General features: G+C 70.8%; 22 protein-coding genes. 13 read left to right on the plus strand and 9 right to left on the minus strand.

The features are described 5' to 3' along the window. Positions 1–56 precede the first annotated feature (56 nt). Positions 57–185, plus strand: coding sequence for a hypothetical protein (locus IR212_RS17205; RefSeq protein WP_273542106.1), 129 nt, complete (start codon positions 57–59; stop codon positions 183–185). 10 nt (positions 186–195) lie between these two features. On the opposite strand, the gene IR212_RS01845 is transcribed toward IR212_RS17205, so the two are convergent. Further along, the gene (locus IR212_RS01845) at positions 196–1,647 is read right to left on the minus strand and encodes a cryptochrome/photolyase family protein (protein ID WP_194397338.1); all 1,452 of its coding nucleotides are present in this window, start codon (positions 1,645–1,647) and stop codon (positions 196–198) included. A gap of 85 nt (positions 1,648–1,732) precedes the next feature. Continuing rightward, positions 1,733–2,791 (minus strand): TerC family protein, encoded by a 1,059-nt coding sequence (locus IR212_RS01850; protein ID WP_194398467.1) that lies wholly within the window; start codon positions 2,789–2,791, stop codon positions 1,733–1,735. Between the two features lie 274 nt (positions 2,792–3,065). On the opposite strand from IR212_RS01850, the gene IR212_RS01855 reads away from it, so the two are divergent. From IR212_RS01855 to IR212_RS01865, 3 genes are read left to right on the plus strand one after another with little or no spacing between them, the layout of a single operon-like run. After that, positions 3,066–3,815, plus strand: coding sequence for an ABC transporter ATP-binding protein (locus IR212_RS01855; protein ID WP_194397339.1), 750 nt, complete (start codon positions 3,066–3,068; stop codon positions 3,813–3,815). Beyond that, positions 3,812–5,113: an ABC transporter permease gene (locus IR212_RS01860; RefSeq protein WP_194397340.1), complete on the plus strand. Its 1,302-nt coding sequence runs from the start codon at positions 3,812–3,814 to the stop codon at positions 5,111–5,113. Before IR212_RS01855 ends, IR212_RS01860 begins: the two co-directional genes overlap by 4 nt. Positions 5,114–5,130: 17 nt before the next feature. Continuing rightward, positions 5,131–5,751: a TetR/AcrR family transcriptional regulator gene (locus IR212_RS01865; RefSeq protein WP_194397341.1), complete on the plus strand. Its 621-nt coding sequence runs from the start codon at positions 5,131–5,133 to the stop codon at positions 5,749–5,751. Between the two features lie 24 nt (positions 5,752–5,775). Here IR212_RS01865 and IR212_RS01870 read toward each other — a convergent pair whose 3' ends face one another. Together IR212_RS01870 and IR212_RS01875 are read right to left on the minus strand one after the other, a co-directional pair. Next, entirely contained in the window at positions 5,776–6,054 is a 279-nt protein-coding gene (locus IR212_RS01870) for a helix-turn-helix transcriptional regulator (RefSeq protein ID WP_194397342.1), read from the minus strand. 44 nt (positions 6,055–6,098) lie between these two features. Next, positions 6,099–7,124 (minus strand): TerC family protein, encoded by a 1,026-nt coding sequence (locus IR212_RS01875; RefSeq protein WP_194397343.1) that lies wholly within the window; start codon positions 7,122–7,124, stop codon positions 6,099–6,101. Between the two features lie 320 nt (positions 7,125–7,444). On the opposite strand from IR212_RS01875, the gene IR212_RS01880 reads away from it, so the two are divergent. Then, positions 7,445–7,831, plus strand: coding sequence for a PPOX class F420-dependent oxidoreductase (locus IR212_RS01880; RefSeq protein WP_194397344.1), 387 nt, complete (start codon positions 7,445–7,447; stop codon positions 7,829–7,831). A 10-nt stretch (positions 7,832–7,841) separates the two neighbouring features. On the opposite strand, the gene IR212_RS01885 is transcribed toward IR212_RS01880, so the two are convergent. The 5 genes from IR212_RS01885 to IR212_RS01905 form a co-directional block, all read right to left on the minus strand. Then, the gene (locus IR212_RS01885; protein ID WP_194397345.1) at positions 7,842–9,074 is read right to left on the minus strand and encodes a sensor histidine kinase; all 1,233 of its coding nucleotides are present in this window, start codon (positions 9,072–9,074) and stop codon (positions 7,842–7,844) included. Further along, positions 9,067–9,855, minus strand: a complete 789-nt coding sequence (locus IR212_RS01890) for a response regulator transcription factor (RefSeq protein WP_194397346.1) — start codon at positions 9,853–9,855, stop codon at positions 9,067–9,069. The genes IR212_RS01885 and IR212_RS01890 overlap by 8 nt, the downstream gene beginning before the upstream one ends. Continuing rightward, positions 9,855–11,681 carry an Ig-like domain-containing protein gene (locus tag IR212_RS01895; RefSeq protein WP_228479436.1) on the minus strand — a complete coding sequence of 609 codons (1,827 nt, stop codon included), beginning with the start codon at positions 11,679–11,681 and terminating at the stop codon, positions 9,855–9,857. Before IR212_RS01895 ends, IR212_RS01890 begins: the two co-directional genes overlap by 1 nt. Before the next feature lie 104 nt (positions 11,682–11,785). Further along, positions 11,786–12,346: a signal peptidase I gene (locus IR212_RS01900; RefSeq protein ID WP_194397347.1), complete on the minus strand. Its 561-nt coding sequence runs from the start codon at positions 12,344–12,346 to the stop codon at positions 11,786–11,788. Positions 12,347–12,373: 27 nt separating this feature from the next. Then, on the minus strand, positions 12,374–12,940 hold the full coding sequence (locus tag IR212_RS01905) for a TasA family protein (protein WP_194397348.1): 567 nt from the start codon (positions 12,938–12,940) through the stop codon (positions 12,374–12,376). 225 nt (positions 12,941–13,165) lie between these two features. Here IR212_RS01905 and IR212_RS01910 point away from each other — a divergent pair, with 225 nt between their 5' ends. The 8 genes from IR212_RS01910 to IR212_RS01945 all read left to right on the plus strand — a co-directional run bounded on the left by IR212_RS01910 (position 13,166) and on the right by IR212_RS01945 (position 24,104). Further along, positions 13,166–14,890: an IlvD/Edd family dehydratase gene (locus IR212_RS01910; RefSeq protein ID WP_228479437.1), complete on the plus strand. Its 1,725-nt coding sequence runs from the start codon at positions 13,166–13,168 to the stop codon at positions 14,888–14,890. Continuing rightward, complete coding sequence (locus IR212_RS01915) at positions 14,877–15,785, plus strand: SMP-30/gluconolactonase/LRE family protein (protein WP_228479438.1); 909 nt, start codon at positions 14,877–14,879, stop codon at positions 15,783–15,785. Before IR212_RS01910 ends, IR212_RS01915 begins: the two co-directional genes overlap by 14 nt. Further along, the gene (locus IR212_RS01920) at positions 15,782–16,789 is read left to right on the plus strand and encodes a zinc-dependent alcohol dehydrogenase (protein WP_194397351.1); all 1,008 of its coding nucleotides are present in this window, start codon (positions 15,782–15,784) and stop codon (positions 16,787–16,789) included. Before IR212_RS01915 ends, IR212_RS01920 begins: the two co-directional genes overlap by 4 nt. A 388-nt stretch (positions 16,790–17,177) precedes the next feature. Next, positions 17,178–18,206, plus strand: coding sequence for a carbohydrate ABC transporter permease (locus tag IR212_RS01925; protein ID WP_228479439.1), 1,029 nt, complete (start codon positions 17,178–17,180; stop codon positions 18,204–18,206). Next, entirely contained in the window at positions 18,206–19,162 is a 957-nt protein-coding gene (locus IR212_RS01930) for a carbohydrate ABC transporter permease (RefSeq protein WP_194397352.1), read from the plus strand. Before IR212_RS01925 ends, IR212_RS01930 begins: the two co-directional genes overlap by 1 nt. A 58-nt stretch (positions 19,163–19,220) precedes the next feature. Then, the gene (locus IR212_RS01935; protein ID WP_194397353.1) at positions 19,221–20,594 is read left to right on the plus strand and encodes an ABC transporter substrate-binding protein; all 1,374 of its coding nucleotides are present in this window, start codon (positions 19,221–19,223) and stop codon (positions 20,592–20,594) included. 106 nt (positions 20,595–20,700) lie between these two features. Continuing rightward, positions 20,701–21,678, plus strand: coding sequence for a squalene cyclase (locus IR212_RS01940; RefSeq protein ID WP_194397354.1), 978 nt, complete (start codon positions 20,701–20,703; stop codon positions 21,676–21,678). 182 nt (positions 21,679–21,860) lie between these two features. Continuing rightward, positions 21,861–24,104: a LuxR family transcriptional regulator gene (locus IR212_RS01945; protein ID WP_194397355.1), complete on the plus strand. Its 2,244-nt coding sequence runs from the start codon at positions 21,861–21,863 to the stop codon at positions 24,102–24,104. Positions 24,105–24,112: the final 8 nt, after the last annotated feature.

The following is a 24,112-nucleotide window of genomic DNA, read 5'->3' on the forward strand; positions in this document are numbered from 1 at the left end:
CGTTCCCGACCCATCGTGGCGTCTGAGCAAGCCGAGGTCAAGGATAAATTCCAACGTTGTACTCTGGCATCAGCGCGGGCACGCGGAAGGGAGCCGGCGACCACCGCGACACGCCGTCGATCCAGGGAGCGCTCGTCACCGGCGAACGCGTGGCGAACGCGGTGCTCCGCGACCTCGCCTCGTGACCCGCGTCGTTCAGCGCGCGGCGTCCCTCCGCTGCCGCAACTGCGCCAGCGGCAGCGACAGGCGGGGGTTGCTCGACAGCACGTCCTCGTTGTCTTCGAGGAACCGCCAGTACGCGTCGGTGAACGCCGACTCACGGGCCTCCCGGGCGGATCCCCACCACGACCCCATCTTCTGGAGATAGGCGCCGCCGGACACATACGGCTTCGTGCCCACGAGACCGCCGTCGGCGTACTGGCTCATGCCCATGACGTTCGGCACCATCACCCACGGGTACGCGTCGACGAACAGGGCCAGGAACCACCGGTTCACCTGCCGCGGCGCGTACCCCTGCAGCAGGAACCAGTTGCCCAGCACCATCAGGCGCTCGATGTGGTGGGCGTAGCCCCAGTGATGCACACGCTCGAGCACGGTGCGCACCGGCACCGGGAGGTCGTCCGGCACTCCGCGGCCGGTGCACCACCAGCGCTCCACGCGCTTGGTCAGCCGCAGCTCGTTCGCGCGCTCCAGATCGGGGTGCGCCCGGTACATGCCCCGCATGTACTCCCGCCACCCGATGACCTGCCGCACGAACCCCTCCACCGACGCCAGCGGTGCACCCGGCGATCCGGTCACCGCCTCGACGACCTCCTCGACGGTGAGCAGCCCGATGTTCAGCAGCGGCGAGACCACCGCGTGAAACAGGAACGGCTCGTCGGCCGCCATGGCGTCCTCGTACGGTCCGAAGTCCTCCAGGCGCTCGCGCACGAACCGCCGCAGGTGCGATCGCGACTGCTCCGGGGTGACCGGCAGCCAGAACAGCCCGGCGTCGCCCGGGTGGCCGGGAAACCGCTCGGACACCTCCGCGATGACCTGCGCGGTGATCGCATCGGGAGACGGATGCCGCAGCCCGGGGATGTCGATCCCGCCGCGCGGCAGCGGCTTGCGGTTGTCGGCGTCGAAGTTCCAGCGCCCGCCCGCCGGGGTGTCGCCCGTCATCAGGATGCCGGTGCGGCGGCGCTGCCAGCGGTAGAAGTCCTCCATCGGCGTGCGCGGGTGCTCGGCGAACCAGGCGTCGATGTCGGCCGCCGTGGTCAGGAAGAGGGCGTCCTCGTACCGCCGCGAGTGCAGTCCCAGGCGCGTGCACAGCCGCAGCAGCCGCTCGTCGACCCCGCGGTCGGTGGCGCTCATCCATGCGAGCCGCTCGATCCCGTGCCGCTGCACGAGGCGCTCGACGCCGGCGGCGAAGCCGAGGTCCTCCGACAGCTCGATGCGATGGACGGTGCGTCCCTCCGCCTCGAGCCGGGCCGCCGTGTGCCGCATGGCCGCCAGCAGCAGCACGATCTTGTGCCGGTGGTAGGGCAGCGCCTCGAAGCGGGGAGCCGACTCGACGAACAGGAAGGCGTCGATGTCGGGATCCTCGTACGCCGGATGGTGCGCGAACTGCTGCGTCGCGAGGATCAGCGCTGCCGTGGTGCCCGCCATGGCGCCATGGTCGCAGACCGCGCGGGGCGCGGGGAGGACTTGCGCGCGGTGCCCGGAGCGGTCCCCGCCCGTCAGCGTCGGCCGCTCAGGGCACCTTCCTCTTCGAGCGGACCGCGGATTCTTCCGAGCGGAGCGCGGATGCCTCGTCCTCGGCGGCCAGCGGCGGGTGCGGCGCCGGACGCCGGCCGCCCCGGGTCTTGAGGAGGCTCGCGGCGGTCGCCACCGCGATGGTGGCGGCGATGAACAGGAGCGAGAACCAGATGGGGATCTCGGGAGCCCAGAGCATCGGCTCGCCGCCGTTGATGAAGGGCAGCTCGTTGACGTGCATCGCGTGCAGCACCAGCTTCACGCCGATGAACGCGAGGATGACCGCGAGGCCCTGGGCGAGGTAGACCAGGCGCGCCAGCAGGCCGCCGATGAGGAAGTAGAGCTGACGCAGTCCCATCAACGCGAACGCGTTCGCGGTGAACACGATGTAGGCCTCTTCGGTGAGTCCGTAGATCGCCGGGATCGAGTCGACCGCGAAGATGAGGTCCACGAATCCGATCGCGATGATCACGAGCAGCATCGGCGTGACGAAGCGTCGGCCGGCCTTGACGACGGTGAGGCGGTCGCCGTTGTACTCGTCGCTGACCGGGAGGTGGCGGCGCACGAACGACATGAACCTGCCCTGCGCGGGATCGGCCTCGCCGTGGGAGAAGGCCTGCCGGTAGGCGAGGAAGAGCAGCAGCGCGCCGAACAGGTAGAAGATCCACGAGAAGTTCTCGATGAGCGCGGCGCCGACGGCGATGAAGATGCCGCGGAGGATCAGGGCGATGACGATCCCGATCATCAGCACCTTCTGCTGGTAGATCTTCGGCACCGCGAATCCCGTCATGACGATCAGGAAGACGAAGAGGTTGTCGATCGACAGCGCCTTCTCGGTGAGGTATCCCGCGTAGTACTCGCCGCCGTAGGTCCAGCCCGTGACGACGCCGATGCCGACGCCGAACAGGAGGGCGAGCCCGATGTAGAACGCCGACCACCGCGCTGACTCGCCGATGGACGGCTCATGGGGTTTGCGCACGTGCGCGAAGAACTCGTAGACGAAGAACGCGATCGTGACCGCGATCGTGATGATCCAGACGAGCGGGGTGATGTTCAAGGAGGACTCCAGACCTGGCGTGACCATTGACGCCAAGGTCTTCTCCATCCCCGGTGTCGAGGACCGGCGACCCGGGATGCGAGGCATCCGTAATGACGAGTCAGCAGTGGCGGAGTACTCCCCTTGGAGCTCGCAGAATACGGGGTCTGTCCGAGGGCTACCTGAGAACCAGCCGAAATGCTGCGGTCGCTCCGCACACGCAGGCGGATCGCTCAGCTAACATGCAGTCTCTGCGGTATAAAGTGCAGTTTCTGCAAACACCGAAAGGATCAACATGTCTGGCACCCCGAACGAAGAGCGAGCACTCAACGGTCCGCCCGTTCTGCAAGCCCGCTCCGTCACCCGTAACTACGGCGGGGGCGACAGCGCATTCCACGCCCTCCGGGGCGTCGACCTGGACGTCCGCCGGGGCGAATCCCTGGCGATCGTCGGCAAGTCCGGCTCGGGCAAGTCGACTCTGATGCACCTGCTCGCGCTGCTGGACCGACCGACGTCGGGCCAGATCATGGTGGAGGGGACGGATGCCGCCACCCTTCGCCCCCGCGAGCTCAACGCCCTGCGCAACGCGACGTTTGGCTTCGTCTTCCAGCAGTTCTTCCTCGCGTCCGGGCAGTCGGTGTTCGAGAACGTCAGCCTCCCCCTCGTCATCGCCGGTGTGCCGGCGGCCGAGCGGCGGCACCGCACCATGGCGGCGCTGGACGCACTGGGAATCGCCGACAAGGCCGCGAACCGCGCGGTCGATCTGTCCGGCGGGCAGAAGCAGCGGGTGGTCATCGCCCGCGCGCTCGTGGGCGAGCCGTCGGTGATCTTCGCCGACGAGCCCACCGGCAACCTCGACTCGGCCACCGGCCGGCAGGTCGAGGAGATCCTCTTCGGTCTGCAGCGGGAGCGCGGCATCACGCTGGTCGTCGTGACCCATGACCGCGAGCTCGCCGGTCGCTGCGAGCGGGCGGCCACCATCGCCGACGGCCTGATCACGGCGGATGCCGCAACCACCGCCGGCGCGCTGGGGGTGTCCCGATGAGAACGCGCGATCTGGTGCGCACTGCGACCCGCAACGCCTTCCGCAGCCGGCTGCGCACCACACTGACGGTGCTGAGCCTGTTCGTCGGCGCTTTCACCCTCACCCTCACCACGGCGCTCGGCGCGGGCGTCAACGACTACGTCGAGCGCCAGGTGTCGACCCTGAGCAGCGGCGACGTGCTGCTCGTGAGCCCCGCCGCCGCGGCCGACAGCACCGAGGGTCCGAACGAGTTCGACCCCGACGGGCGGCAGCAGGCAGGCGCTGCCAACCCGCTCACGGCCGGCACGCTGCTGAACGAGGACGACGTGGAGGCGATCGCCGGGATGGACGGCGTCCGGTCGGTCGAGGCGGTCAGTCAGGTGCAGGTCGACTGGGTCGAGGCCTCCGGCACCGCCGACGCCACGAGATTCGAGATCGACATCAATCCGACTTCGTCGATCGGCCGGAGCGATCTCGTGGCGGGCGCGCAGCTCGACCAGGACTCGACCGCGTACGAGCTCGTGATCCCCGAGGACTACGTCGCCGTCCTCGGCTTCGACGACGCGGACGCGGCGATCGGCGAGAGGGTGACCCTGGGCTTCAGCGACGCCGAGCGGGCGGAGCACCAGCTCGAGGCCACCATCGTCGGTGTGGCGCGGACCAGTCTCTTCGCCGCCGGAGCGGGCGCCAACGCGGCCCTCGTCGAGGAGCTCGCCGACGCTCAGTCGGTGCCCGGCCAGCCTCGCGCGTGGCCGCTCGCGGTCGCCTATCTCGAGGGATCGGGCGAAGGTGGCGCGGTGACCGCCGATGACGTCGCGGCGGTCAAGAAACAGCTGGCGGACGCCGACCTCGCCGGGCAGACGGTCGAGGATCAGCTCGGCGTCGTGCAGACGGTCATCAACGGCATCATCGGCGTCCTCAGCGCCTTCGCGATCGTCGCACTCATCGCGGCGGCCTTCGGGATCGTCAACACCCTGCTGATGAGTGTGCAAGAGCGCACCCGAGAGATCGGGCTGATGAAGGCGATGGGAATGTCGAACGGACGCGTGTTCGGGCTGTTCAGTCTCGAAGCGGTCGTGATCGGATTCTTGGGCTCGGCGTTGGGCGCGGTGGCGGCGGTCGCCGTCGGCTCCGCGCTGGCCGCGTCGCTGTCACAGACGGTGCTGGCCGATCTCCCGGGCCTGCAGATCCTGCTGTTCGAGCCGGCGGGCGTGGCGGTCGTCATCGTGGTCATCATGGTCATCGCGTTCGTCTCCGGAGTGCTCCCGGCTCGCCGCGCGGCCCGCCAGGACCCCATCGAGTCGCTACGGTACGAGTGAGCCCAGGAGTGCAGATCATGTCCACGTCACCGAGTCCCCGCCGTCGCGACGCCGTCGCGAAGGCGGCGGCGATCGAGGCCGCCGCGGTGGATCTCGTGCTCGAGCGCGGCTACGAGGCCGTGACGGTGGACATGATCTGCGCTCGTGCCGGCGTGAGTCAGCGGACGTTCTTCAACCACTTCAAGACGAAGGACATGGCGCTCATCGGTCCGGGCGCGCCGACGGTCGACGAGCGTGCGGCCCGCTCGTTCATCGTGTCGACGGGACCGCTGCTGCGCGAAGCGACGCAGCTCATCCGCATCGACGCGGGCGCGATGGCGAGCGACCCGGGGCTCCTCGCCCGCCGCATCCGGGCGGTGGGCACCAACCCTGTGCTGATGGCCCGGCAGATGGAGCGTCTCTCTGCCATCGAGCACGAGCTGCGAGAGATCATCCAGTTGCGGCTGCAGACCCAGTACCCCGGCGAGAACGCGGAAGATCTCGCCGACCAGGCCGACATCGTCACGCACCTCCTCGCCGGGGTCATGCGCTACATCGGCCAGTCGTGGGCGCGTCAGGTGGAGTCCGGCGAGACGCCGGCGATCGATCCGACCGCGATCGGCGACGCGCTGGATCGCGCCGTCGGCAAGCTCGGCTGACCGCCGGTCCGAGGTCGCGGCCGGTCAGCGGGCGACGGTGAGGGCGGCGATCAGCTCGCCGACCGAGTGGCCCGCGTTGGACGGATGCCGCAGCGGCATGTCGACCCGGAGGGTGTAGTGATTGCCGCGCCCGCGCTGCTCGCGCTTCACGTAGCCCTCGTCGACGAGGTCGTTGAGGATCGCGATGGCGCGCCGCCGGGAGATGCCGACCTCGTCGGCGATGTCGCGGATCGTCGCGTCGCTGTCGACGGCCACGGCCAGCAGCACGTGCGCGTGATGGGTGAGGAAGGTCCAGTGCGCCACGCTCCTATTGAACAGCCTCGGGGCGCGGCATCCGCCCTCTCTGCTCATCGGCGCATCGCCCCCTCCCGCCGACGGCGAAGGAGCGGCTGCGCCTGGGCCATCTCCGCCTCGTCGGCGATGCGGAACGCGCCGGCGGGCGCCGCCTCGACCGTCCTGCGGCCCTGCCCGCGCGTGGCGCGGAGGCTCGCTGCGACGGCGACCGCGATGATCGTCGCTACGACGGCGAGGCTCACCGAGGTCGGGATCTTCACCACGTCCAGCAGCAGCATCTTCACGCCGACCCAGATCAGCACCGCCGACAGGCCCAGCTTCAGGTAGACGAAGCGGTGGACCAGATCGGCGAGCAGGAAGTACATCGCCCGCAGGCCGAGGATCGCGAACGCGTTGGCGGTGAACACGAGGAAGGGCTCGGTCGTCACCGCGAAGATCGCGGGGATCGAGTCCACCGCGAAGACGATGTCGGTGAGCTCGACCAGCACGAGCACGGCCAGCAGGGGAGTCGCCACGACGGCGCCCGCTCGGCGGATGAGGAACCGCTGACCGTAGTACGCGTCGGTCATCGGCACGAAGCGGCGGAAGAGTCGCAGGATGCGCGACCGCTCCGGATGCACGTGCTCGTTGCGCGAGCGGAACATCCGCCAGCCCGTATAGACGAGGAGGGCGGCGAAGACGTAGAGCACCCAGGAGAAGTTCTCGATGAGGGCGGAGCCTGCGGCGATGAACAGGCCGCGGAAGAGGAGGGCCCCCAGGACACCGAGGAAGAGCACGCGGTGCTGATACTCCCGCGGCACCGCGAACGCGGCGAAGATGATCGCCCAGACGAAGACGTTGTCGACGGCCAGCGACTTCTCGATGAGGTACCCGGCGAAGTACTGCTGGCCCGACTCCGGGCCCCACACCCACCACACCACGACGCCGAAGCCGACGCCGGTGGCGACCCAGAACGCCGACCAGGCTGCCGCTTCGCGGACCCCGATGACATGCGCCTTGCGGTGAGCCACGAGGTCGACCGCGAGCATCGCGATGATTGCGCCGAGGACGGCGAGCCAGGCCCAGAAGGGAATGTCCACGATGGCACCTCCACGTGTCGTGAAGGTCTCATCGGCCGGACGCCCACCGCACCGGATCCCGCACGGGACCGTACTGACGATGCGGAGCGAGGATTACTCCCCCTCGTCGACTAGTGAACTATAGTTCACCCATCGCTGTCAACCGTTCATCCGGCGAAGCGCCGAAGGACACGCAGCTACACGGGTCGTGCTTCCCGGCCACGGCGACGCGTGGTCGGAGGGCTCGGCGCACGCCGTCGACATGGCGCGGGCGGCGGGTCGGTCGTAGGCCCGGGGCTCCCGCGTCCGATGCTGCGCACCGCCCGGCTAGGTTGGGGAGGGTGCGGGAACTGTCGTCGGCCGGATTCGCGTTCGTGCGCGAGCGCCATCTCGCCACGCTGTCGACGATCGCTCCGTGGGGCGGCATCCATTCCGTCCCCGTCGGGTTCACGCTCCACGGCGGCATCCTCCGGATCATCACGTCGCGCGACTCCCAGAAGGTGCGCAACGTCCTGCGAGACGCCGCGGCCACCATCACCCAGGTCGACGGCGCGCGGTGGCTCAGCTTCCCCGGCACCGCGACCGTGCACGACGACCCTGACGAGGTCGCGCTCGCGGTCTCGCTGTACGCCGGGCGGTACCGTCAGCCACGGGTGAACCCCAAGCGGGTGGCCATCCACCTCGTGCCGTCCCGTCTGATGGGCAGCAGCGGGCTGCTCGAAGACTAACCGCCGCGGGTCACTCCGCGTGTTTCTGCGGCAGGATCAGCGAGAAGCGCGTGGTGGGCGACGCATCCAGCAGCAGGTGCCCGCCCAGCGCCTCCGCGAGCTCCGCGGAGAGCGCCAGCCCGATGCCCTCGCCACCCGCCGTGCTCTTCCCCGGGGTGCGTTGGAAGACGGCGTTGCCGGCAGGGCGGGGTCCTTCGTCGGCCACGCTCACCGTGACGTAGCCCTTCGCCGGCGTCGCCGAGACGCTGACCTTCCCGACGCCATGCTGCAGGGCGTTGTGGAGCAGGACGTCCAGGATCTGCGCCGTCGGCGCCGGGGCGTCGACCGTGGCGACGCGGGCGGCGTCGACGCGGATGTCGCGGTTGCGCGCCGCCGCCTGCGCAGCCCAGCGGTCGGCGGCGTGTGTGAGCATGGGCGCGAGGGGGGTCCAGGCGTCCGCCCCCGGCGTTCCGCCCCGCGCCATCTCAAGCAGCTCGGCGATCGCCTCGGAGAGCCGGTCGATCTCGCGGAGTGCATGCTCGAGCTGCTCGCGCACCGCGGGTGGCGTCTCGGGCCACAGTGAGAGGTCCTCGAGCTCCAGCCGCAGCGCCGTGATGGGGGTGCGCAGCTGGTGCGAGGCGTTGGCGGCGAACTCGTGCTCGCGGCGGATCCGCTGCTCGAGCGTCGACGCACTCGTACGCAGCGCCTGGTCGATCGCGCGGGCCTCGGGGATCCGCAGGTCCTCGGACTCGCGATCGAGCGTTCCCTCGCCGAGCCCCCGCGCGACCGCGGCCAGGCGGGTGAACGGCTGCGAGAGGCGTCGCGCCAGCAGGACGGCCGCGGCGGCCGAGACCGCCAGGAGCGCGAATCCGATGACAATGACCGGCATCACCGCCTCCTGCACCCGCCCGGAGATCACGTCGTCGGAGCGGCCGAACTGCACCGAGCCGCCCCCCTCGACGTCGGCGGTCGAGACGATGTCGTCCGGTCGCGGCGCTTCGCCCGCCTGCACGCGGTTCCCCTCCGCGTCGACGTAGACGATGTGCTCACCCTCGATGAGCAGCGGCTCGAGGAACTCCGCGGTCACGTCTGCTTCGGCCTCGCGTTCGGCCATCAGCACGGCGAGGAAGTCGGCGAGGCGCACCACGCGCCGCTCCTCGCTGGTCTGGATCAGGTCGGCGACGATGTACGCGCGCGGGATGCCGTACAGCGCGATGATCCCCACCGCGAGGGCCACGAAGGCGAGGACGAGGCGTTCACGCATCCGCCGCCCCGTCGTCGAGGCGGAAGCCCACGCCCCGGATCGTCGTGACGCGCACGTCCGCGCCGGACTCCTCCAGCTTCTGCCGCAGGCGGGCGATCGTCACATCGAGGGTCTTGGTCGAGCCGAACCAGTTCTCGTCCCACACCTCGTCCATGAGGCGCTCGCGCGTGACCACGGCGCCGCGGGTGCGATCCAGCTGCGCTAGGAGATCGAACTCCTTGGTGCTCAGCGAGAGCTCGCGGTCGCCGGCGAACACCCGGCGCGCGTCGGTGTCGACGGTGAGCGCGTGGGCGGATGCCGCGGCCGCCGTCTTCTCGGGCGCCCCGGCGCCGAGTACGCCGGCGCTGCGTCGCAGCAGCGCCCGCAGCCGCGCGAGGAGCTCCGCGAGCGCGAAGGGCTTGGCGATGTAGTCGTCGGCGCCGACGTCCAGGCCGACGACGCGGTCGAGCTCGCCGTCCCGGGCGGTGAGGATGATGATGCCGCCCGCGTAGCCCTCTTCGCGCAGCCGACGGCAGACGTCGAGGCCGTCCATGTCGGGCAGTCCGAGGTCGAGCACCACCAGCGAGTACCCGTCGCCGATGACGCGGCTCACCGCCGTCGCGCCCTCGGCCACGCGCTCGACGTCGTAGCCCTCACGGGTGAGGGTGCGCACGAGCGGCACCGCGATGCCGTCGTCGTCCTCCACGACCAGGATGCGCTGACCCACGACGTCGATGCTATCCAGGCCGTTGTCGCCGGCCGCGACACTCCCGACGGGGGTGTCGCCGTGGTCGTCGCTCATCAGAACTCCCGGTCCAGGTTGCCCGTCTCGGTGACGGTGGCGATCGAAGAGGCGGTGCCGCCGAGGTCGGTTGCCGCGCCGGACGGGGTCCACGCCATGGCGGCCGCTGCCGTGGTGGGCGCTGTGCGGAGGGCGCCGCCGCTCGCCAGCGACCCGAGGGTGATCTGCACAACCGTCACCGGCAGGCCGTTCACGGTCGCGGTGGCGGCCGTCATCGTGGCCGTGAACGTCGAGGTCTTGTTGTTCTTGACGTAGTCGGCGCGAAGGTTGACCGAGCCGAGGTTCACCGGGGCGCTGCCGTTCGATGTCAGCACGTCGACGGTGTCGCCGGCGTTTCCGAGAGCGAGCAGGTTGCCGTCGCGCAGCCGCAGCGACACGGCGGTGCTCGCGCCGTTCCAGCCGGGCATGATGCTCGCCGGGTTCATCTGCGTGCTGTATGTGAAGGTGATCGTGTCGCCGGCATCCAGCCTGCCGGCCGTCGCGCCGCCGTTCGCGGTCTGCACGTCCGCACCGCGCACCGCGCGGTTGTCGACGCGCCGCTGCGCGACGACGGTCGAGGTGGTCGTCTTCCCGGCGGAGTCGGTGAGCACGGCCCGGAAGTCGTACGGGCCGTCCGCGACCGTGCGCGTGTTCCACGAGCAGCCAAACGGCGACGCCGTCGGCGCGCACACCGTGCTCCACGTGGTCGTGCCGCTCGGCGCGATCTGTATCGCCACGCTCGCGACGCCGGCCGTCGAGTTCGCCGTGGCGGTGAGGGGCACGGTGCCGGTGAGGAAGGGGCCCGGGTCCTCCATCGCCACGGATGCGACGGTGTTGTCGACCAGGCGCGGGCCGATCACGGCGGACGTCGAGACGTTTCCGGCGCCATCGGTCGCGACCGCGCGGAACGAGTAGTTCCCCCCGGGCAGTGCGGCTGTGGAGTACCGGCACGAGTAGGGGGGCGCGGTGACCGTGCAGGCGTCCTGCCACCCCGTGCCGCCGGCCGACAGCTGAATGACGACGCGGGCGATGCCCGAGGCGGCGTCGGACGCCGTCGCGGCCAGCGTCACGGTGCCGCGCAGCGGCGAGCCCGGGTCGGTCATCGCCACCGCGGGCGCGCCGTTGTCGACGAGCACCTCGGCCACGACGTTCGACACGGTGGTCGCTCCCCCCGTCGTGACGGTCGCGCGGAGGTCGTAGAAGTCGTCCTTGAACCCGCCGGTCGCCCACGCGCACGTGTACGGCGACGTCGTCGTGACGCACAGCGACTTCCACACGGTGCTGCCCGACGGGGCGTACTCGAAGGCCACGGTGTAGCTCGCGGTCCCGGGGTTGTGCAGCGTCGCCCCGAGCGACACGATCCCACGGACGATCTCGGCAGGCTCGGCCAGGACGATGCCCACCGCATTGCCGACCGTCGCCCGGACGCTTGCCGACGTGCTCGTGTAGCCCGCGTCGTCGGTGGCGACGGCCCGCAGGTCGTAGGCGCCGTCGGCGACCGTCCGGGTGTCCCACGGGCAGCTGTAGGGGCTGGTGGTGTCGGTGCACAGCGTCGTCCACGTCGTGGCGCCGGCGGCCTGGACAGAGATCACGACGTTGCGGATCCCGCTCTTCTCATCGGCGGCGACGGCGGTGATCGTCGCGATGTCGCGGAGCGCGCCGGCGGGCTGCTGCACCGCCACCGTCGGCGGCGTCCAGTCCGCGGCGGCGCTCACCCGGTTCGCGCCGTTGCTCGTCTGGGCCGTGAAGGAGGCCGATGAGAGGGCGGGTCCGACGGGGCTGCCGGCGACCAGGAGGACGGCCGCGAGCACGGCGAGCACCGCGTTGCGCAAGGCGGTGCGGGTCATCGGCGTCTCCTGGTGGGGCGGGGCGGTTCCGACGGTACGCGCGGGCGGGTTACAGCCGTGCCACGGCAGCGACTCGTCCGGTCCACAGTCGTCGCGTTCCCGCGTCAGGATGCGGCGGCGGCGACCGCGCCGCGCCGCGGGCTGCTCCCGCGGACCAGATCACGCAGGAAGAGCAGGGCGATGACCGCGGCGGGGACGCCGATGGCCAGCATCCGGATCATCGCATCCGACAGGGCGATGAAGATCCACCCGACGAGCGGCACCCAGCCCACGACGCGGGGCTGCACGGAGCCGGCGAGGGTGAAGGTCCAGGGATCGACGCCCGCGTTGGCGTCGCCCTGGGTGCGGAAGACCCGGGTCGCGCTGCCGTCGGGGCTCGGCTCGATCGAGACGATGCGATGGGTGACGAGCTCGGTGATCCCCGAGTCGGCGGGAGGGAGGTAGGTGATGATGTCGCCGGTGCGCAGCTCCGACACCGGCACCTGGCGCTCCAGCACGAGCGCCCCGCGTTCGAACGTCCCCGACATCGAGCCGCCCGTGATGACGTAGCGGTCCAGCCCCACAAGGCCCGGCACGAACATGAGCGCCGCGATGATGGCGGCCACGACCGCGGCGACCGTGATCGCGGCGCTGCCCACTCGCTGGAACGTCCTCGCGGCGCTCATGTTCGTGCTCCCCTTCCCCAGCTCGGATTACTGGTTGGTGACCGTCGCGGCGGTCTGGGTGGCGTCCCACGTGTAGGTCGCGGTGGCCGTCTTGCCCTGCTCCTCGTTGCCGGCGGTCTGAGCGAGGGCGACGCTGAAGGTGTACTCGCGGGCCTCGCCGGCGGCGAACTGGCCGAGGGCGACCGGGCCGGCCGTGGTGAGGGCGCCGAAGGTGCCGCTCCAGACGGTGGTCGCACCGGTCGTGATGGTCAGCTTGAGGTTGTCCTTGTTGGCGAAGCCGTTGCTGGCGCTCTCGGTGAGCTTGAGGACGGCGGCCAGCGACCCGGAGTTCGTGATCGTGACCTTGCCGTTGACGGTGTCACCCGGCTTCAGGTTGTCGAGGTTGAAGATGGCGCTGTTCGCCTTGGAGTTCTGCTGCGTGAGCGTGCCCGAGCTGTAGGCGTTGCCGGTGTTGACCGAGTTGGCGACGAAGTCCGCTCCCGAACCCACGGTGATCGCCGCGGCGACCAGCAGACCGGCCAGCGGGACGAGGATGCGCTTGCGCGAGCGAACGGGCGCGGCGGTCGGAGCGGCCGGGGCGGTGGTGGTGTCCATCGTGGGTGGGTTCCTGTTCTGAGAAGGGGTCTTCGTGTTGCTCACGACGCTATGCAGGCCCGGGCAACAGCAATCCCACAGCCGTTCCACGACAGCGCCAGGGTTTCGACACAGGCCCGTCGGCGACGGGCGGACGACGGATGCCGCGCCCCGGCCGCGCCGAAGCCGCGCCGGGTGCGCCCGGGTCGGGCAGGATGGCAGGAGCGCCCGCGCCGAGCGGGCGGGATGAGGTCGAGGGTGACGCTTCGCAGTTCGCAGTGGTACGCGGGCGACGATCGCAACGCGTACATCCATCGCGCGTGGATGCGCCGCGGACTGCCGGATTCGGCGTTCACCGGGCGCCCGCAGATCGCGATCGTGAACACCGCCTCCGATCTCACGCCGTGCAACGCGCACTTGACCGAGGTCGCCCAGTCGGTGCGCAACGGCGTCTACGAGGCCGGCGGCATCCCGCTGGAGCTCCCGGCGATCTCGCTCGGCGAGACGAACGTGCGCCCCACGGCGATGCTGTGGCGCAACCTCGCGGCGATGGCGACCGAGGAGCTGCTGCGCGCGAATCCCATCGACGGCGCGGTGCTCCTCGGGGGGTGCGACAAGACGATTCCGGCGCTGCTCATGGCTGCGGCATCCGTCGATCTTCCGGCCGTGGTGGTGCCCGGAGGTCCGATGCTCACCGGCCACTTCCGCGGCGAAGCGCTCGGCTGCGGCACCGACGTCTGGCGGCTGAGCGAGGAGGTGCGCGCCGGCACGCTCAGCGAGGCGATGTTCCTGAGGTCCGAGTCGTCGATGATCCGCTCCAAGGGGCACTGCAACACGATGGGCACGGCCTCGACGATGGCGCTCGTCGCCGAGGCGCTGGGCGTGGTGGTGCCCGGCGTAGCCGGCACCCCGGCCGCCGACGCGCGCCTCCTGGAGGCGGCGCACCTGACCGGCGCACGGGCGGTGGGGCTGGTGGCGGAGGACCGCCGGCCGTCGACGTTCCTCACCGCGGGCAGCTTCCGCAATGCGATCGTGGCGCTCGCGGCGATCGGCGGCTCCACCAACGCCGTCGTGCACCTGCTGGCGATCGCGGGAAGGCTCGGCATCGACCTGACGATCGACGACTTCGACCGCATCGGCGCCGACGTGCCCCTGCTGGTCAACCTGCAGCCGGCCGGCCGGCACCTGATGGAGGACCTGTTCCGCGCGGGCGGATTCCTCGCCGTGATGCGCGAGGTGCGCGACCTGCTCGACCCCGAGGCGCTCACCATCACCGGGAGGCCGTTCGCAGCGTACCTCGACGACGCGCGCATCTGGGACGCCGAGGTCATCACCCCGCGCGAGGCGCCGCTTCAGCCGCACGCCGGGATCTCGGTGCTGCGCGGGACGCTGGCGCCGGGCGGCGCCCTCATCAAGCCGGCTGCGGCCTCCCCGCACCTCCTGCGGCACCGGGGCCGGGCCGTGGTCTTCGACTCCATCGAGGACTTCCACGCCCGTGTCGACGATCCGGACCTCGACGTCGACGCGGACTCCGTCCTGGTGCTGCGCGGCTGTGGCCCGAAGGGCTACCCGGGCATGCCGGAGGTGGCGAACATGCCGCTGCCGAAGAAGCTCCTGGAGCGAGGCATCCGCGATGTCGTCCGCATCTGCGACGGACGCATGTCGGGAACGGCATACGGCACCGTGGTGCTGCACGTGACGCCCGAGGCGGCCGCCGGCGGACCGCTCGCGCTGGTGCGATCGGGGGACGTCATCAGCCTCGACGTCCGCGCGCGCCGCCTCGACCTCGAGGTGCCCGCGGAGGAGCTCGCGGAGCGGATGCCGAGCCAGGCGACGCTCGACGGCTACGCTCGCCCTCGGCGGGGGTGGGAGCGCCTCTACGTCGACCATGTCCTGCAAGCTGACAGGGGCGCCGACCTGGACTTCCTCGTCGGCGCGTCCGGATCCGAGGTGTCACGTGAGTCCCATTGATCCCCAGGCGGCCTACGCCGACGTGCCGTCGCTCGGCACCGCGCAACCCGCCACCGAGCTTGCCCACCACCTCGGCGAGGGACCGACGTGGGACCCGGTGCGCGAGCGCCTGCTGTGGGTCGACATCATGGACGGCGTCGTGCACGAGGGGCGCCTCGGCGAGGACGGCCGCATCGACCACGTCGAGAGCTTCCCGTTCCCCGACACCGCCGGTGCGGTCGCTGTGGCCGGTGACGGAGCCATGGTGGTCGCCGGCACTCACCGGCTGCAGTACCGCGACGCCGACGGCCGGGTCGAGTCCGGGCGCGAGCTCTTCGGCGGCGCGGGTCGCCGCTTCAACGACGGCAAGCCCGATCCGGCGGGGCGGTTCGTCGGCGGCACCAAGGGCCCGGGCGACGAGCTCCTGCTGCGCATCGACGAGGACGAGCGGATGACGGTGTTCGACGACGACCTCGGCATGTCGAACGGCCTCGCATGGAGCCGTGACGGGCGGCGCCTCTTCAGCATCGACACCCCGGCGCGCCGCATCTTCGTGCGCGACTACGATCCCGCCACCGGCGAGGCGGGTCGCCGGAGCGTCTTCGTCGAGCTGCCGCACGGGCATCCCGACGGGATGACGATCGATGCCGAGGAGCACCTGTGGGTGGCGGTCTTCGGCGGCGGCGTCGTCCTGCGGATCGCCCCCGACGGGCGCATCGTCGCCCGCGTCGAGGTGCCCGCACCGAACACGACGTGCCCCGCCTTCGCGGGGCCGGACCTCGCGACCCTGGTGATCACCACGGCGACGGAAGGAATGGATGCCGAGGAGCTCGCCGAGTTTCCGCTCGCGGGGAGGCTCTTCACCATCCGCCCGGGGGTCGCCGGACTGCTCCCGCACCTGTGGGCAGGGCGATGAGAGCACTCGTCATCACGGCGCTCCGCCGCGCGGAGGTGTGCGAGGTCCCCGAACCCGAACCGGCGCCGGGCGAGGTCGTGGTCGACGTCCGGCGCGCGGGCATCTGCGGGACCGACCTCGAGTTCTTCACCGGCGAGATGGCTTATCTGCACACCGGCCACGCCGCGTACCCGATGCGGATCGGGCACGAGTGGATGGGAGTCGTCTCGGCGGTCGGCGCCGACGTCGATCCGGCGTGGGTCGGCCGCCGCGTCACCGGCGACACGATGCTGGGCTGCCGCACGTGCCGGCGGTGCGCGCACGGCCTGCAGCACGTGTGCGAGCGCCGGCTCGAGCTCGGCATCCGCGGAGGCAAGGCGGGGGCGCTCGCCGAGAAGGTCGCGACGCCGGCGTCATCGCTCCACGCGCTCGCGGACTCGGTCGACGATGCGACCGGGGCCATGGTCGAGCCCGGGGGCAACGCCTTCCGCGCGGTGCAGGGCGCGGCCCTGCGGCCCGGCGACCGCTGCCTCGTGCTCGGTCCCGGAACGATCGGGCTGCTCAGCGCCATGTTCGCGCGCGCCGCCGGCGCCGAGGTGCACCTCTTGACGCGCCACGAGGGCGCCGCGGCGTTCGCCCGCTCGCTGGGCATCGACGACGTGTGGACGCAGGACCGGCTGCCGGAACTTCCGTGGGACGCGGTGATCGACGCCTCCAACGCGTCGCAGCTGCCGGCGAAGGCGCTGGAGCTCGTCGAGCCGGGCAAGCGCGTGGTCTACATCGGCCTCGCCGGCACGCCGAGCCGCATCGACACGCGCGACCTCGCGCTCAAGGACGTCACGGCGGTCGGCGTGCTGAGCGCCTCACCGGGCCTCGCCGGCACGATCGACGCGTTCGCGGCCGGCGTGGTCGACCCGCGGCCTCTCGTGGCCGCGACGGTGACCCTGGAGGAGCTTCCGGCGATCCTGGCCGGCGAGCGGCCGGCGGGCGCGGGCCCGGGCCCGAAGTTCCACGCCGTGCTCTGATGCCGCAGTCGGCCCCGGGGTGTGTCGCAAGCGCGCGCGGACGAGCCGCTCGTCGATCCGCTCACGATCGATTCCGCCGCTCACCGTGCCGAGGCCGCCTTCGCGGAAAGGGGCCCGATCGGGTGGTTTCCCGTCGCCGCTGTGCTCATCGCACCATTGTCCCGCGACGCGTGCCGCTCTCGCGGCGGAAGGGGAGAAGCACAGAAGCGGTGCTCTGCGCAAGCCCCCTGAGAGTCGCACTCGGGCGTGCCTAGCATCGCGGCATGATGTCGCAGTCTGTCCACTTCTCGCCCGGTGAACGCGTCCCGGCGCCTGCCGCTGCGGGCGATGCGCGGCGGCAGAAGTCCGACTGCATTCGCCCACCCTCGCCGATCGCCGAGACCGCGTCATGAGCGTGACGTCGCAGAACGACGCGGTCGTCGAGGCCCTCAAGGAGGCCACCGACTCGAGCGCCGACGGCGGCAGCGGCCGCAAGGGCCGTCTGCGCCGCAAGGAGCGTCCGCGCAAGGTCAAGGTCAAGCAGCACTACGACAAGCGCGAGGTGCTCGCCGGCTACCTCTTCATCTCACCGTGGATCATCGGCTTCCTCGTGTTCACCGCGGGCGCGATGGTCTACAGCCTCTACATCTCGTTCAGCAACTACAACCTCGCCACCAACGTCGCACGCCCCGTCGGGGTCACGAACTACGCCAACCTCTTCGAGGATCCGCGCGTCGGCGTCTCGCTGGCGAACACGCTGTTCTACGTGGTGCTCGCGGTGCCGCTCGAGATCATCTTCGCGCTGGTCCTCGCGATGCTCCTCAACCGGGTCGGCCGCGGAGCGGGCGCGTTCCGCACGCTGTACTACCTGCCGAAGATGACGCCGGCGGTGGCCACCGCAGCGGTCTTCTTCCTGCTGCTCAACGGGAACACCGGTGCGATCAACCAGGGCCTGCGGATCTTCGGCATCGAGGGACCGCAATGGCTCGTCGACCCCGCGTGGGTGAAGCCGAGCATCGTGATCATGACGCTGTGGACGGTCGCCGGCACGATGGTGATCTTCCTCGCGGCGCTGAAGAACGTCCCGGTGGAGCTGTACGAGGTCGCCTCGCTCGACGGTGCGGGACCGGTGCGCAAGTTCTTCTCCATCACGCTGCCGATGATCTCGGGCGCGATGTTCTTCAACGTCATCGTGCTCTCGATCGCGGCTTTCCAGGTCTTCGACCAGGCGTACCTGCTGTTCTGGCGAGATCAGAGCAACGCGTCGCCCGAGGCATCCCTCTTCTATGCCATCTATCTGTTCCAGCAGGCGTTCCGTCAGTTCAACTTCGGGTTCGCGGCGGCGATGGCGTGGCTGCTGTTCGTCATCATCATGATCATCACGGTCATCCAGGTGAAGTTCGGCAACCGCTTCGTCTACTACGAGGGGGACCGCTGATGTCGTCGTCGCTGCAGACCCCGGGGGTCACCCGGGCCACCCCCGAGGCCGCGACCGCCGCCGTGACGGTGCCGGAGAAGCGGCGCGGACGCTGGCGCCGCGGGCTCTCCCAGCCGAAGACGCTCGCCGGCCGCATCGTCCTGACGATCCTCCTGGTCGGGTTCGCGCTGCTGTTCCTCTACCCGTTCGCCTGGCTGCTCGCGGCGAGCTTCAAGCCGAAGGGCGAGGTGTTCGACAACTCGCTCATCCCGAAGACGTTCGTGCCGGAGAACTACGTCGAGGTCTGGAACCAGCTTCCGCTGGTGAGCTGGATGTTCAACAGCGTCGCCATCGCGATCCTGGCGGCGGGGACGGTGGCGATCTCCAGCTCGATCGTCGCGTTCGGGTTCGCCTACTTCCGCTTCCCGCTGCGCGGGCTGCTGTTCGGCCTGGTGCTGGCGACGATGATGCTCCCCGGCGCCGTCACCATGATCCCGATCTACCTCATCTGGAAGGAGACCGGGTTCCTCGGCACCTGGGTGCCGCTGTGGGGCATGAACCTCTTCGGCTCCGCCTTCTACATCTTCCTGCAGCGCCAGTTCTTCCTCGGTCTGCCCAAGGAGCTGTTCGAGGCGGCGCGCCTGGACGGCGCGAGCTACTGGGGACTGTTCTGGCGCATCGCGATGCCGCTGTCGATCCCGTCCTTCGTCATCGTGTTCCTCTTCGAGTTCCAGGCGAGCTGGAACAACCTGCAGGCCGCGCTGATCTACCTGAACGCGGGGTCCGTCGACGAGTTCACCGCGCCGCTGGGCATCGCCTACGCGATGACGAAGTACAGCCCGACGGCGGGCGGTCAGGGCGATTACCAGTACGTGATGGTGGCGTCGCTCCTGGTGACGCTTCCCATGCTCATCCTGTTCGCGTTCGGCCAGCGGTACTTCATCGAGGGCGTCGCGACGCAGGGCCGGAAGGGATGACGGATGCCTCGCGCCTGACTCCCCGCTTCTTCACGTCAACCAACCGAAAGGCAAGCAAATGCGCAAGCGCGTGATCGGAATCGCCGCCATCGCGGCATCCGCTGTCCTCCTCGCCGGCTGCGGCGGCGGCGGGAACGGCGGCGGGGGGACGGGCGGCGGAGAAGCCGACTTCGAGGCCGAGCCGACGGGCACCCTCTCGGCCTGGGGCTTCGAGAACGCCGACGACGTCGGACAGTCGCGGCTGGACTATGCCGAGGAGCAGCTGTCGGACGTCGAGGTCGAGCTCGACGCGACGGCGTTCGACGCGCAGAAGTTCACCACGCGCATCGCGAGCGGCGACGTGCCGGACGTCGTGCAGATGGACCGCCGCTACGTGACGCAGTACGCGGCCCAGGACCTCATCATCCCGCTGGACGCGTGCTTCGAGGCACAGGGGGTCACCCCCGACGACTACTGGTACCCCTTCGTCGTCGACGATGTGCGCTACGAAGACGCCATCTGGGCCGTGCCGCAGTTCTACCAGCCGCCGGCGATCATGCTGAACAAGCGGGTGATGGACGAGGCAGGCGTCACCAACGAGGAGATCGACACCTCCAACCCTGAGGCGCTCCTCGGCGCGATCGAGAAGATGTACCAGGAGTCCGGCGGCGTGCCGACGCGGCTCGGGTTCGACCCGGTCTCGACGGGCCAGGCGCCGCTGTGGATCCTCGGGATGGGCGGCCAGCTCACGGACGACGACGGCACGCCGACGCTCGACGACCCGAGCAACATCGCCGGCATCGAGCTGCTCAAGCAGATCAACGACGCTCAGGGCGGCTACGCGGACGTGAAGAGCTTCACCGACTCCTTCGACACGTTCGGCGACAACAACCAGTTCGTCACCGACCAGGTCGGCGCCCAGGTGAACGCGCAGTGGTATCCCAACGTGCTGTCGCCGTACGTCGACCAGGTGCAGATCGAGGCGGTCCCGTTCAAGAACAGCGACGGCGAGCCTTTCTCGGTCGCCGGCGGCTCGGCGTTCGTCATCCCCGCCGGAGCCGAGAACCCCGCCGCCGCCTGCGCGTGGATGATCGACCTGACCAGCGAAGAGGGCTGGGCGGCTGCCGGTGCGGCGCGCGCCGAGACCCGCGCGGAGGACGGCGGCATCAACACCGGCCTGTTCACCGGTTCGCCCGGTCCCGACCAGTCGATCCGTGACGAATATGTCGTTGAGACCGGCAACGCCGGCTTCGACCAGACGATCGCGACCTACTACGACGTGCTCGACTACGGCCGTTCGTTCGGCTCGTCGCCGGCCGGTCAGGACATCCAGAACGAGCTGAACAACGCCGTCACCGCGGCGCTGCTCGGCGACAAGACGCCGGAGGAGGCGCTCGCCGACGCGCAGTCCGCCGCGATGCGCGCGTACGACAACGCGACCGCCGGCGGCTGAGCCACCGGATACCGACGCGGGGGAGCATCGGGGCGGGTCGACATCGGTCGGCCCGCCCCGTCTCCGGTTCGGCCCGCACGTCGGAGGGCCTGAGTAGCCTGCCTCCATGGCGACCGATCCGCGCGTGCTCGACTGGCTGCTGGACTCCGACCCCGCGCTGCGGTGGCAGGTCGAACGCGATCTCGCCGGCGCACCGCCGGTGGTATGGCAGGCCACACGAGCCCGCGTGGCGACGGAAGGCTTCGGCGCCCGGCTGCTCGCGGAGCAGGACGACGACGGGCAATGGGCCGGCGGAGCCTTCTTTCCTGCCGGCTTCTTCGGCAGCCCGGAGGCCGACGAGCCCGGCCAGCCGTGGACGGCGACGACGTGGGTGCTGAAGGATCTGCGCGAGTGGGGGCTGGACGCCGAGGCCCTCGCGGGCACAGCCGAGAAGCTCGCGGCGAACAGCCGGTGGGAGTACGACGACCTGCCGTACTGGGGCGGCGAGGTCGACGTGTGCATCAACTCGTACACGCTGGCCACCGGAGCGTGGCTGGGCGCGGACGTCTCACGGCTGGCCGCCTGGTTCCCCGCGCACCGGCTGGCCGACGGCGGCTGGAACTGCGAGGCCGAGGAGGGCGAGTCGGTGCGCTCGTCCTTCCACTCCACCCTCAATGCCGTCCGGGGCATGCTGGCCTACGAGCGGATCACCGGCGACACCGCCCTGCGCGATGCCCGTCACGGCGGCGAGGAGTACCTGCTCTCGCGGCGCCTGATGTTCCGCGCATCGACCGGCGAGGTGGTCGGCGACTTCGTCAGCCGGTTCGTGTACCCGAACCGCCACCGCTACAGCGCCCTCGCGGCGCTCGATCACTTCCGCGACGTCGCCCTGCTCGAGGGCACACGACCCGACCCGCGGATGACCCAGGCCGTCGAGCTCGTGCGCTCGGCGCGACAGCCCGACGGGTCGTGGCTGCAGACCACCCCGCTGCCCGGCCGCACCTGGTTCCCGGTCGATGTCGCCGAAGGCGAGCCCTCGCGGTGGCTCACCCTGATCGGCACGCGCGTGCTGCAGTGGTGGGATGCCGCGCGCGACGCGCGCTGACGCCCGAGGGCGCGGCCGTGGGCTGCGGGTGGGCGGGGACGCGGTCTCGGTGGGGCGCGGTCGCGGGGCCGCGGCATCCGTCACCTCTGCGCCTGCGAGCGCGGTGCTTTCGCACACGGAGCTTTCGCTTCTGTTACCCGGGTGTTTGTGGCAGAGTTCGCCGCGCCCCTATGATTCCGAACGTGACGGAGACTCTCCGTGAGACGGGTGTGGGGACCCCCGATCTGCACGCTGTGCTGCTGCACGGCAAGACCCAGCCGCCGCCTCCTCGCCCGGGTGCGGTGAGCCGGAGTGCACTGATCGATCGTGCCCGGACGAGTGGTGCCCGCGTCGTTTCGGTCACGGCGCCCGCCGGCTACGGCAAGTCGACGCTGCTGGCCGAATGGGCGGCATCCGAAGATCGCACCGTCGCGTGGGCGTCGCTGGACCGCACGGATGCCGACCCCGCGTCCCTGTTGTCGGTCATCGCGGCGGCCGCCGCGTCGTTCTCGCCGGCAGCGGCCGGCGTGGTCTCCGAGATGCGCGGCATCGGCACCGGCGCGCTGGGCCGCTCGGCCCCGATGCTCGCGGGTGCCCTCGCCGCCGCCCCGGCCCCCTTCGTGCTGTTCGTCGACGACCTGCACTGGGCTGACTCGCACGAATGCCAGGACGCGCTGGAAGTGCTTCTCGGTCGTGTGCCGGCCGGCTCGCACGTCGTCCTCGCCAGCCGGCGCGAACCGGCGCTCGTGGGACGCCTCCGCGTGGCGGGCGACGCGTGGGAGATCACGACGGCGGACCTGTCGCTCGACCACGCCTCGGCGCGCGTCCTGTTCGATCACGCCGGCGCTGCCGACGTCGACGACGCCGATCTGCACACCATCGTGGAGCGCTGCGAGGGCTGGCCGACCGGGCTCTCGCTCTGCGCCCTGGTGGCGCGCTCGGGCGGCGATGCCGCCTCGGTCACGGGGGACGACCGCTTCGTCGCCGACTTCCTCTACCGCGAGTGCCTGGCGCGGCTTCCCGAGGACACGCAGGTCTTCCTCCGTCGCGCGGCGGTGCTCGACCAGTTCTCGGCCGCCTCGTGCAACGCCGTGCTCGACATCGAGGATGCGCGCGCTCGGCTTCGCGACCTCGAGGACGCGAATCTCTTCCTCATCGGGCTCGACCACCACCGCGGGTGGTTCCGCTTCCACGCGCTGTTCCGTGAGTTCCTCCAGACCGAGCTCGAACGAGCCGAGGGCGCCGCCGCCGTCGCCGCGCTGCACCGCCGCGCGGCGCGGTGGCACGACGACCACGGCATGCCGGCGCAGGCCGTGGAGCACCTGCTGCTGGCAGGTGAGATCGAGAGTGCCGCCGAGCGCATCGCCGAGCTGGGACTGCCGATGTACCAGAGGGGGCGGGTGTCGACGGTGCGGCGGTGGCTGTCCGAGCTCGGCGACGGGCTGGTGCGCACATACCCGCCGCTCGTGGTCTCGATGACGTGGACGGCGGTGCTGCTGGGCGAGGTGGCAGCCGGCGAGCGCTGGGCGCGCATCCTCGCCGCGTTCGATGTCGAGTCCCTTCCCGAGGAGGACCGTCTTTCGTTCGAGTCGGCCCGCGCCATGGTCCGCGCCGCGATGTGCGAGCGGGGACATGAGCGGGTGGTGACGGATGCCGCGTACGCGATGAAGCACGAACCGCCGACGAGCCCGTGGCGCGATCAGGCGCTGCACCTGTGGGGATCGGCGCGCCTGCTGGTGGACGATCCGATCGGCGCGCAGGCGGCGTTCGAAGAGGCTGTCGAGGTCGCCGCGGTGGCCGGCAACGCCGACACGGTGATCCTCAGCGAGCCCGAGCTGGCGCTGCTGGCGATCGAGGCCGGCCGCTGGGGAGCCGCGCGCGCGCACGCGGAGCGGGGAGTGGACGCGATCGCTTCGAGCCACATGGACGGGTACCCGACGACCGCCCTTGCGCTGGCGGTTGCGGCCCGCGTCGCGCTCCACGACGGCGACCGCGAGGAGGGGGCCCGGCTGCTCTCGCGGGGCATGCGCGCGCGCGTCGGTTGCACGCACCTGCTGCCCTACCTCTCGATCCGGGCGCGCATGCAGCTGGCGAAGGCGCACATCGCGGCGGGAGACCGGTCGGCGGCGTGGCACCTCCTGAAGGAGATCGACGACCTGCTGCGCAAGCGGCCGGATGTCGGCGCGGTCGCCGCGCAAGCCGCAGAGCTGCGCGTCGCCCTTGCCGCCGAGCCGGTCGCGGGGGGATCCGTTCCGCTGACGCCGGCCGAGCTGCGCCTGCTGCCGTACCTGCAGACGCACCTCACGATCGCCGAGATCGGGCAGCGCCTGTTCATCTCACGCAACACCGTGAGCTCGGAGGTCGGCTCGATCTACCGCAAGCTCGGCGTGACCACACGGGGCGGCGCGGTGGACCGGGCGAGCGCCCTGGGGCTGCTCGGCGGCTGACGCCGGGC

Source organism: Microbacterium atlanticum, assembly GCF_015277815.1.
GTDB classification, from domain to species: domain Bacteria; phylum Actinomycetota; class Actinomycetes; order Actinomycetales; family Microbacteriaceae; genus Microbacterium; species Microbacterium atlanticum.

What these genes read in the sequence shown, in the direction of transcription:
- IR212_RS01845 (WP_194397338.1), bottom strand. Translation starts at nt 1,647, where the DNA reads ATGGCGGGCACCACGGCAGCGCTGATCCTCGCGACGCAGCAGTTCGCG.
- IR212_RS01925 (WP_228479439.1), top strand. Translation starts at nt 17,178, where the DNA reads ATGAGCGTGACGTCGCAGAACGACGCGGTCGTCGAGGCCCTCAAGGAG.
- IR212_RS01890 (WP_194397346.1), bottom strand. Translation starts at nt 9,855, where the DNA reads ATGAGCGACGACCACGGCGACACCCCCGTCGGGAGTGTCGCGGCCGGC.
- IR212_RS01910 (WP_228479437.1), top strand. Translation starts at nt 13,166, where the DNA reads ATGAGGTCGAGGGTGACGCTTCGCAGTTCGCAGTGGTACGCGGGCGAC.
- IR212_RS01905 (WP_194397348.1), bottom strand. Translation starts at nt 12,940, where the DNA reads ATGGACACCACCACCGCCCCGGCCGCTCCGACCGCCGCGCCCGTTCGC.
- IR212_RS01920 (WP_194397351.1), top strand. Translation starts at nt 15,782, where the DNA reads ATGAGAGCACTCGTCATCACGGCGCTCCGCCGCGCGGAGGTGTGCGAG.
- IR212_RS01855 (WP_194397339.1), top strand. Translation starts at nt 3,066, where the DNA reads ATGTCTGGCACCCCGAACGAAGAGCGAGCACTCAACGGTCCGCCCGTT.
- IR212_RS01860 (WP_194397340.1), top strand. Translation starts at nt 3,812, where the DNA reads ATGAGAACGCGCGATCTGGTGCGCACTGCGACCCGCAACGCCTTCCGC.
- IR212_RS01935 (WP_194397353.1), top strand. Translation starts at nt 19,221, where the DNA reads ATGCGCAAGCGCGTGATCGGAATCGCCGCCATCGCGGCATCCGCTGTC.
- IR212_RS01900 (WP_194397347.1), bottom strand. Translation starts at nt 12,346, where the DNA reads ATGAGCGCCGCGAGGACGTTCCAGCGAGTGGGCAGCGCCGCGATCACG.
- IR212_RS01865 (WP_194397341.1), top strand. Translation starts at nt 5,131, where the DNA reads ATGTCCACGTCACCGAGTCCCCGCCGTCGCGACGCCGTCGCGAAGGCG.
- IR212_RS01885 (WP_194397345.1), bottom strand. Translation starts at nt 9,074, where the DNA reads ATGCGTGAACGCCTCGTCCTCGCCTTCGTGGCCCTCGCGGTGGGGATC.
- IR212_RS01895 (WP_228479436.1), bottom strand. Translation starts at nt 11,681, where the DNA reads ATGACCCGCACCGCCTTGCGCAACGCGGTGCTCGCCGTGCTCGCGGCC.
- IR212_RS01940 (WP_194397354.1), top strand. Translation starts at nt 20,701, where the DNA reads ATGGCGACCGATCCGCGCGTGCTCGACTGGCTGCTGGACTCCGACCCC.
- IR212_RS01930 (WP_194397352.1), top strand. Translation starts at nt 18,206, where the DNA reads ATGTCGTCGTCGCTGCAGACCCCGGGGGTCACCCGGGCCACCCCCGAG.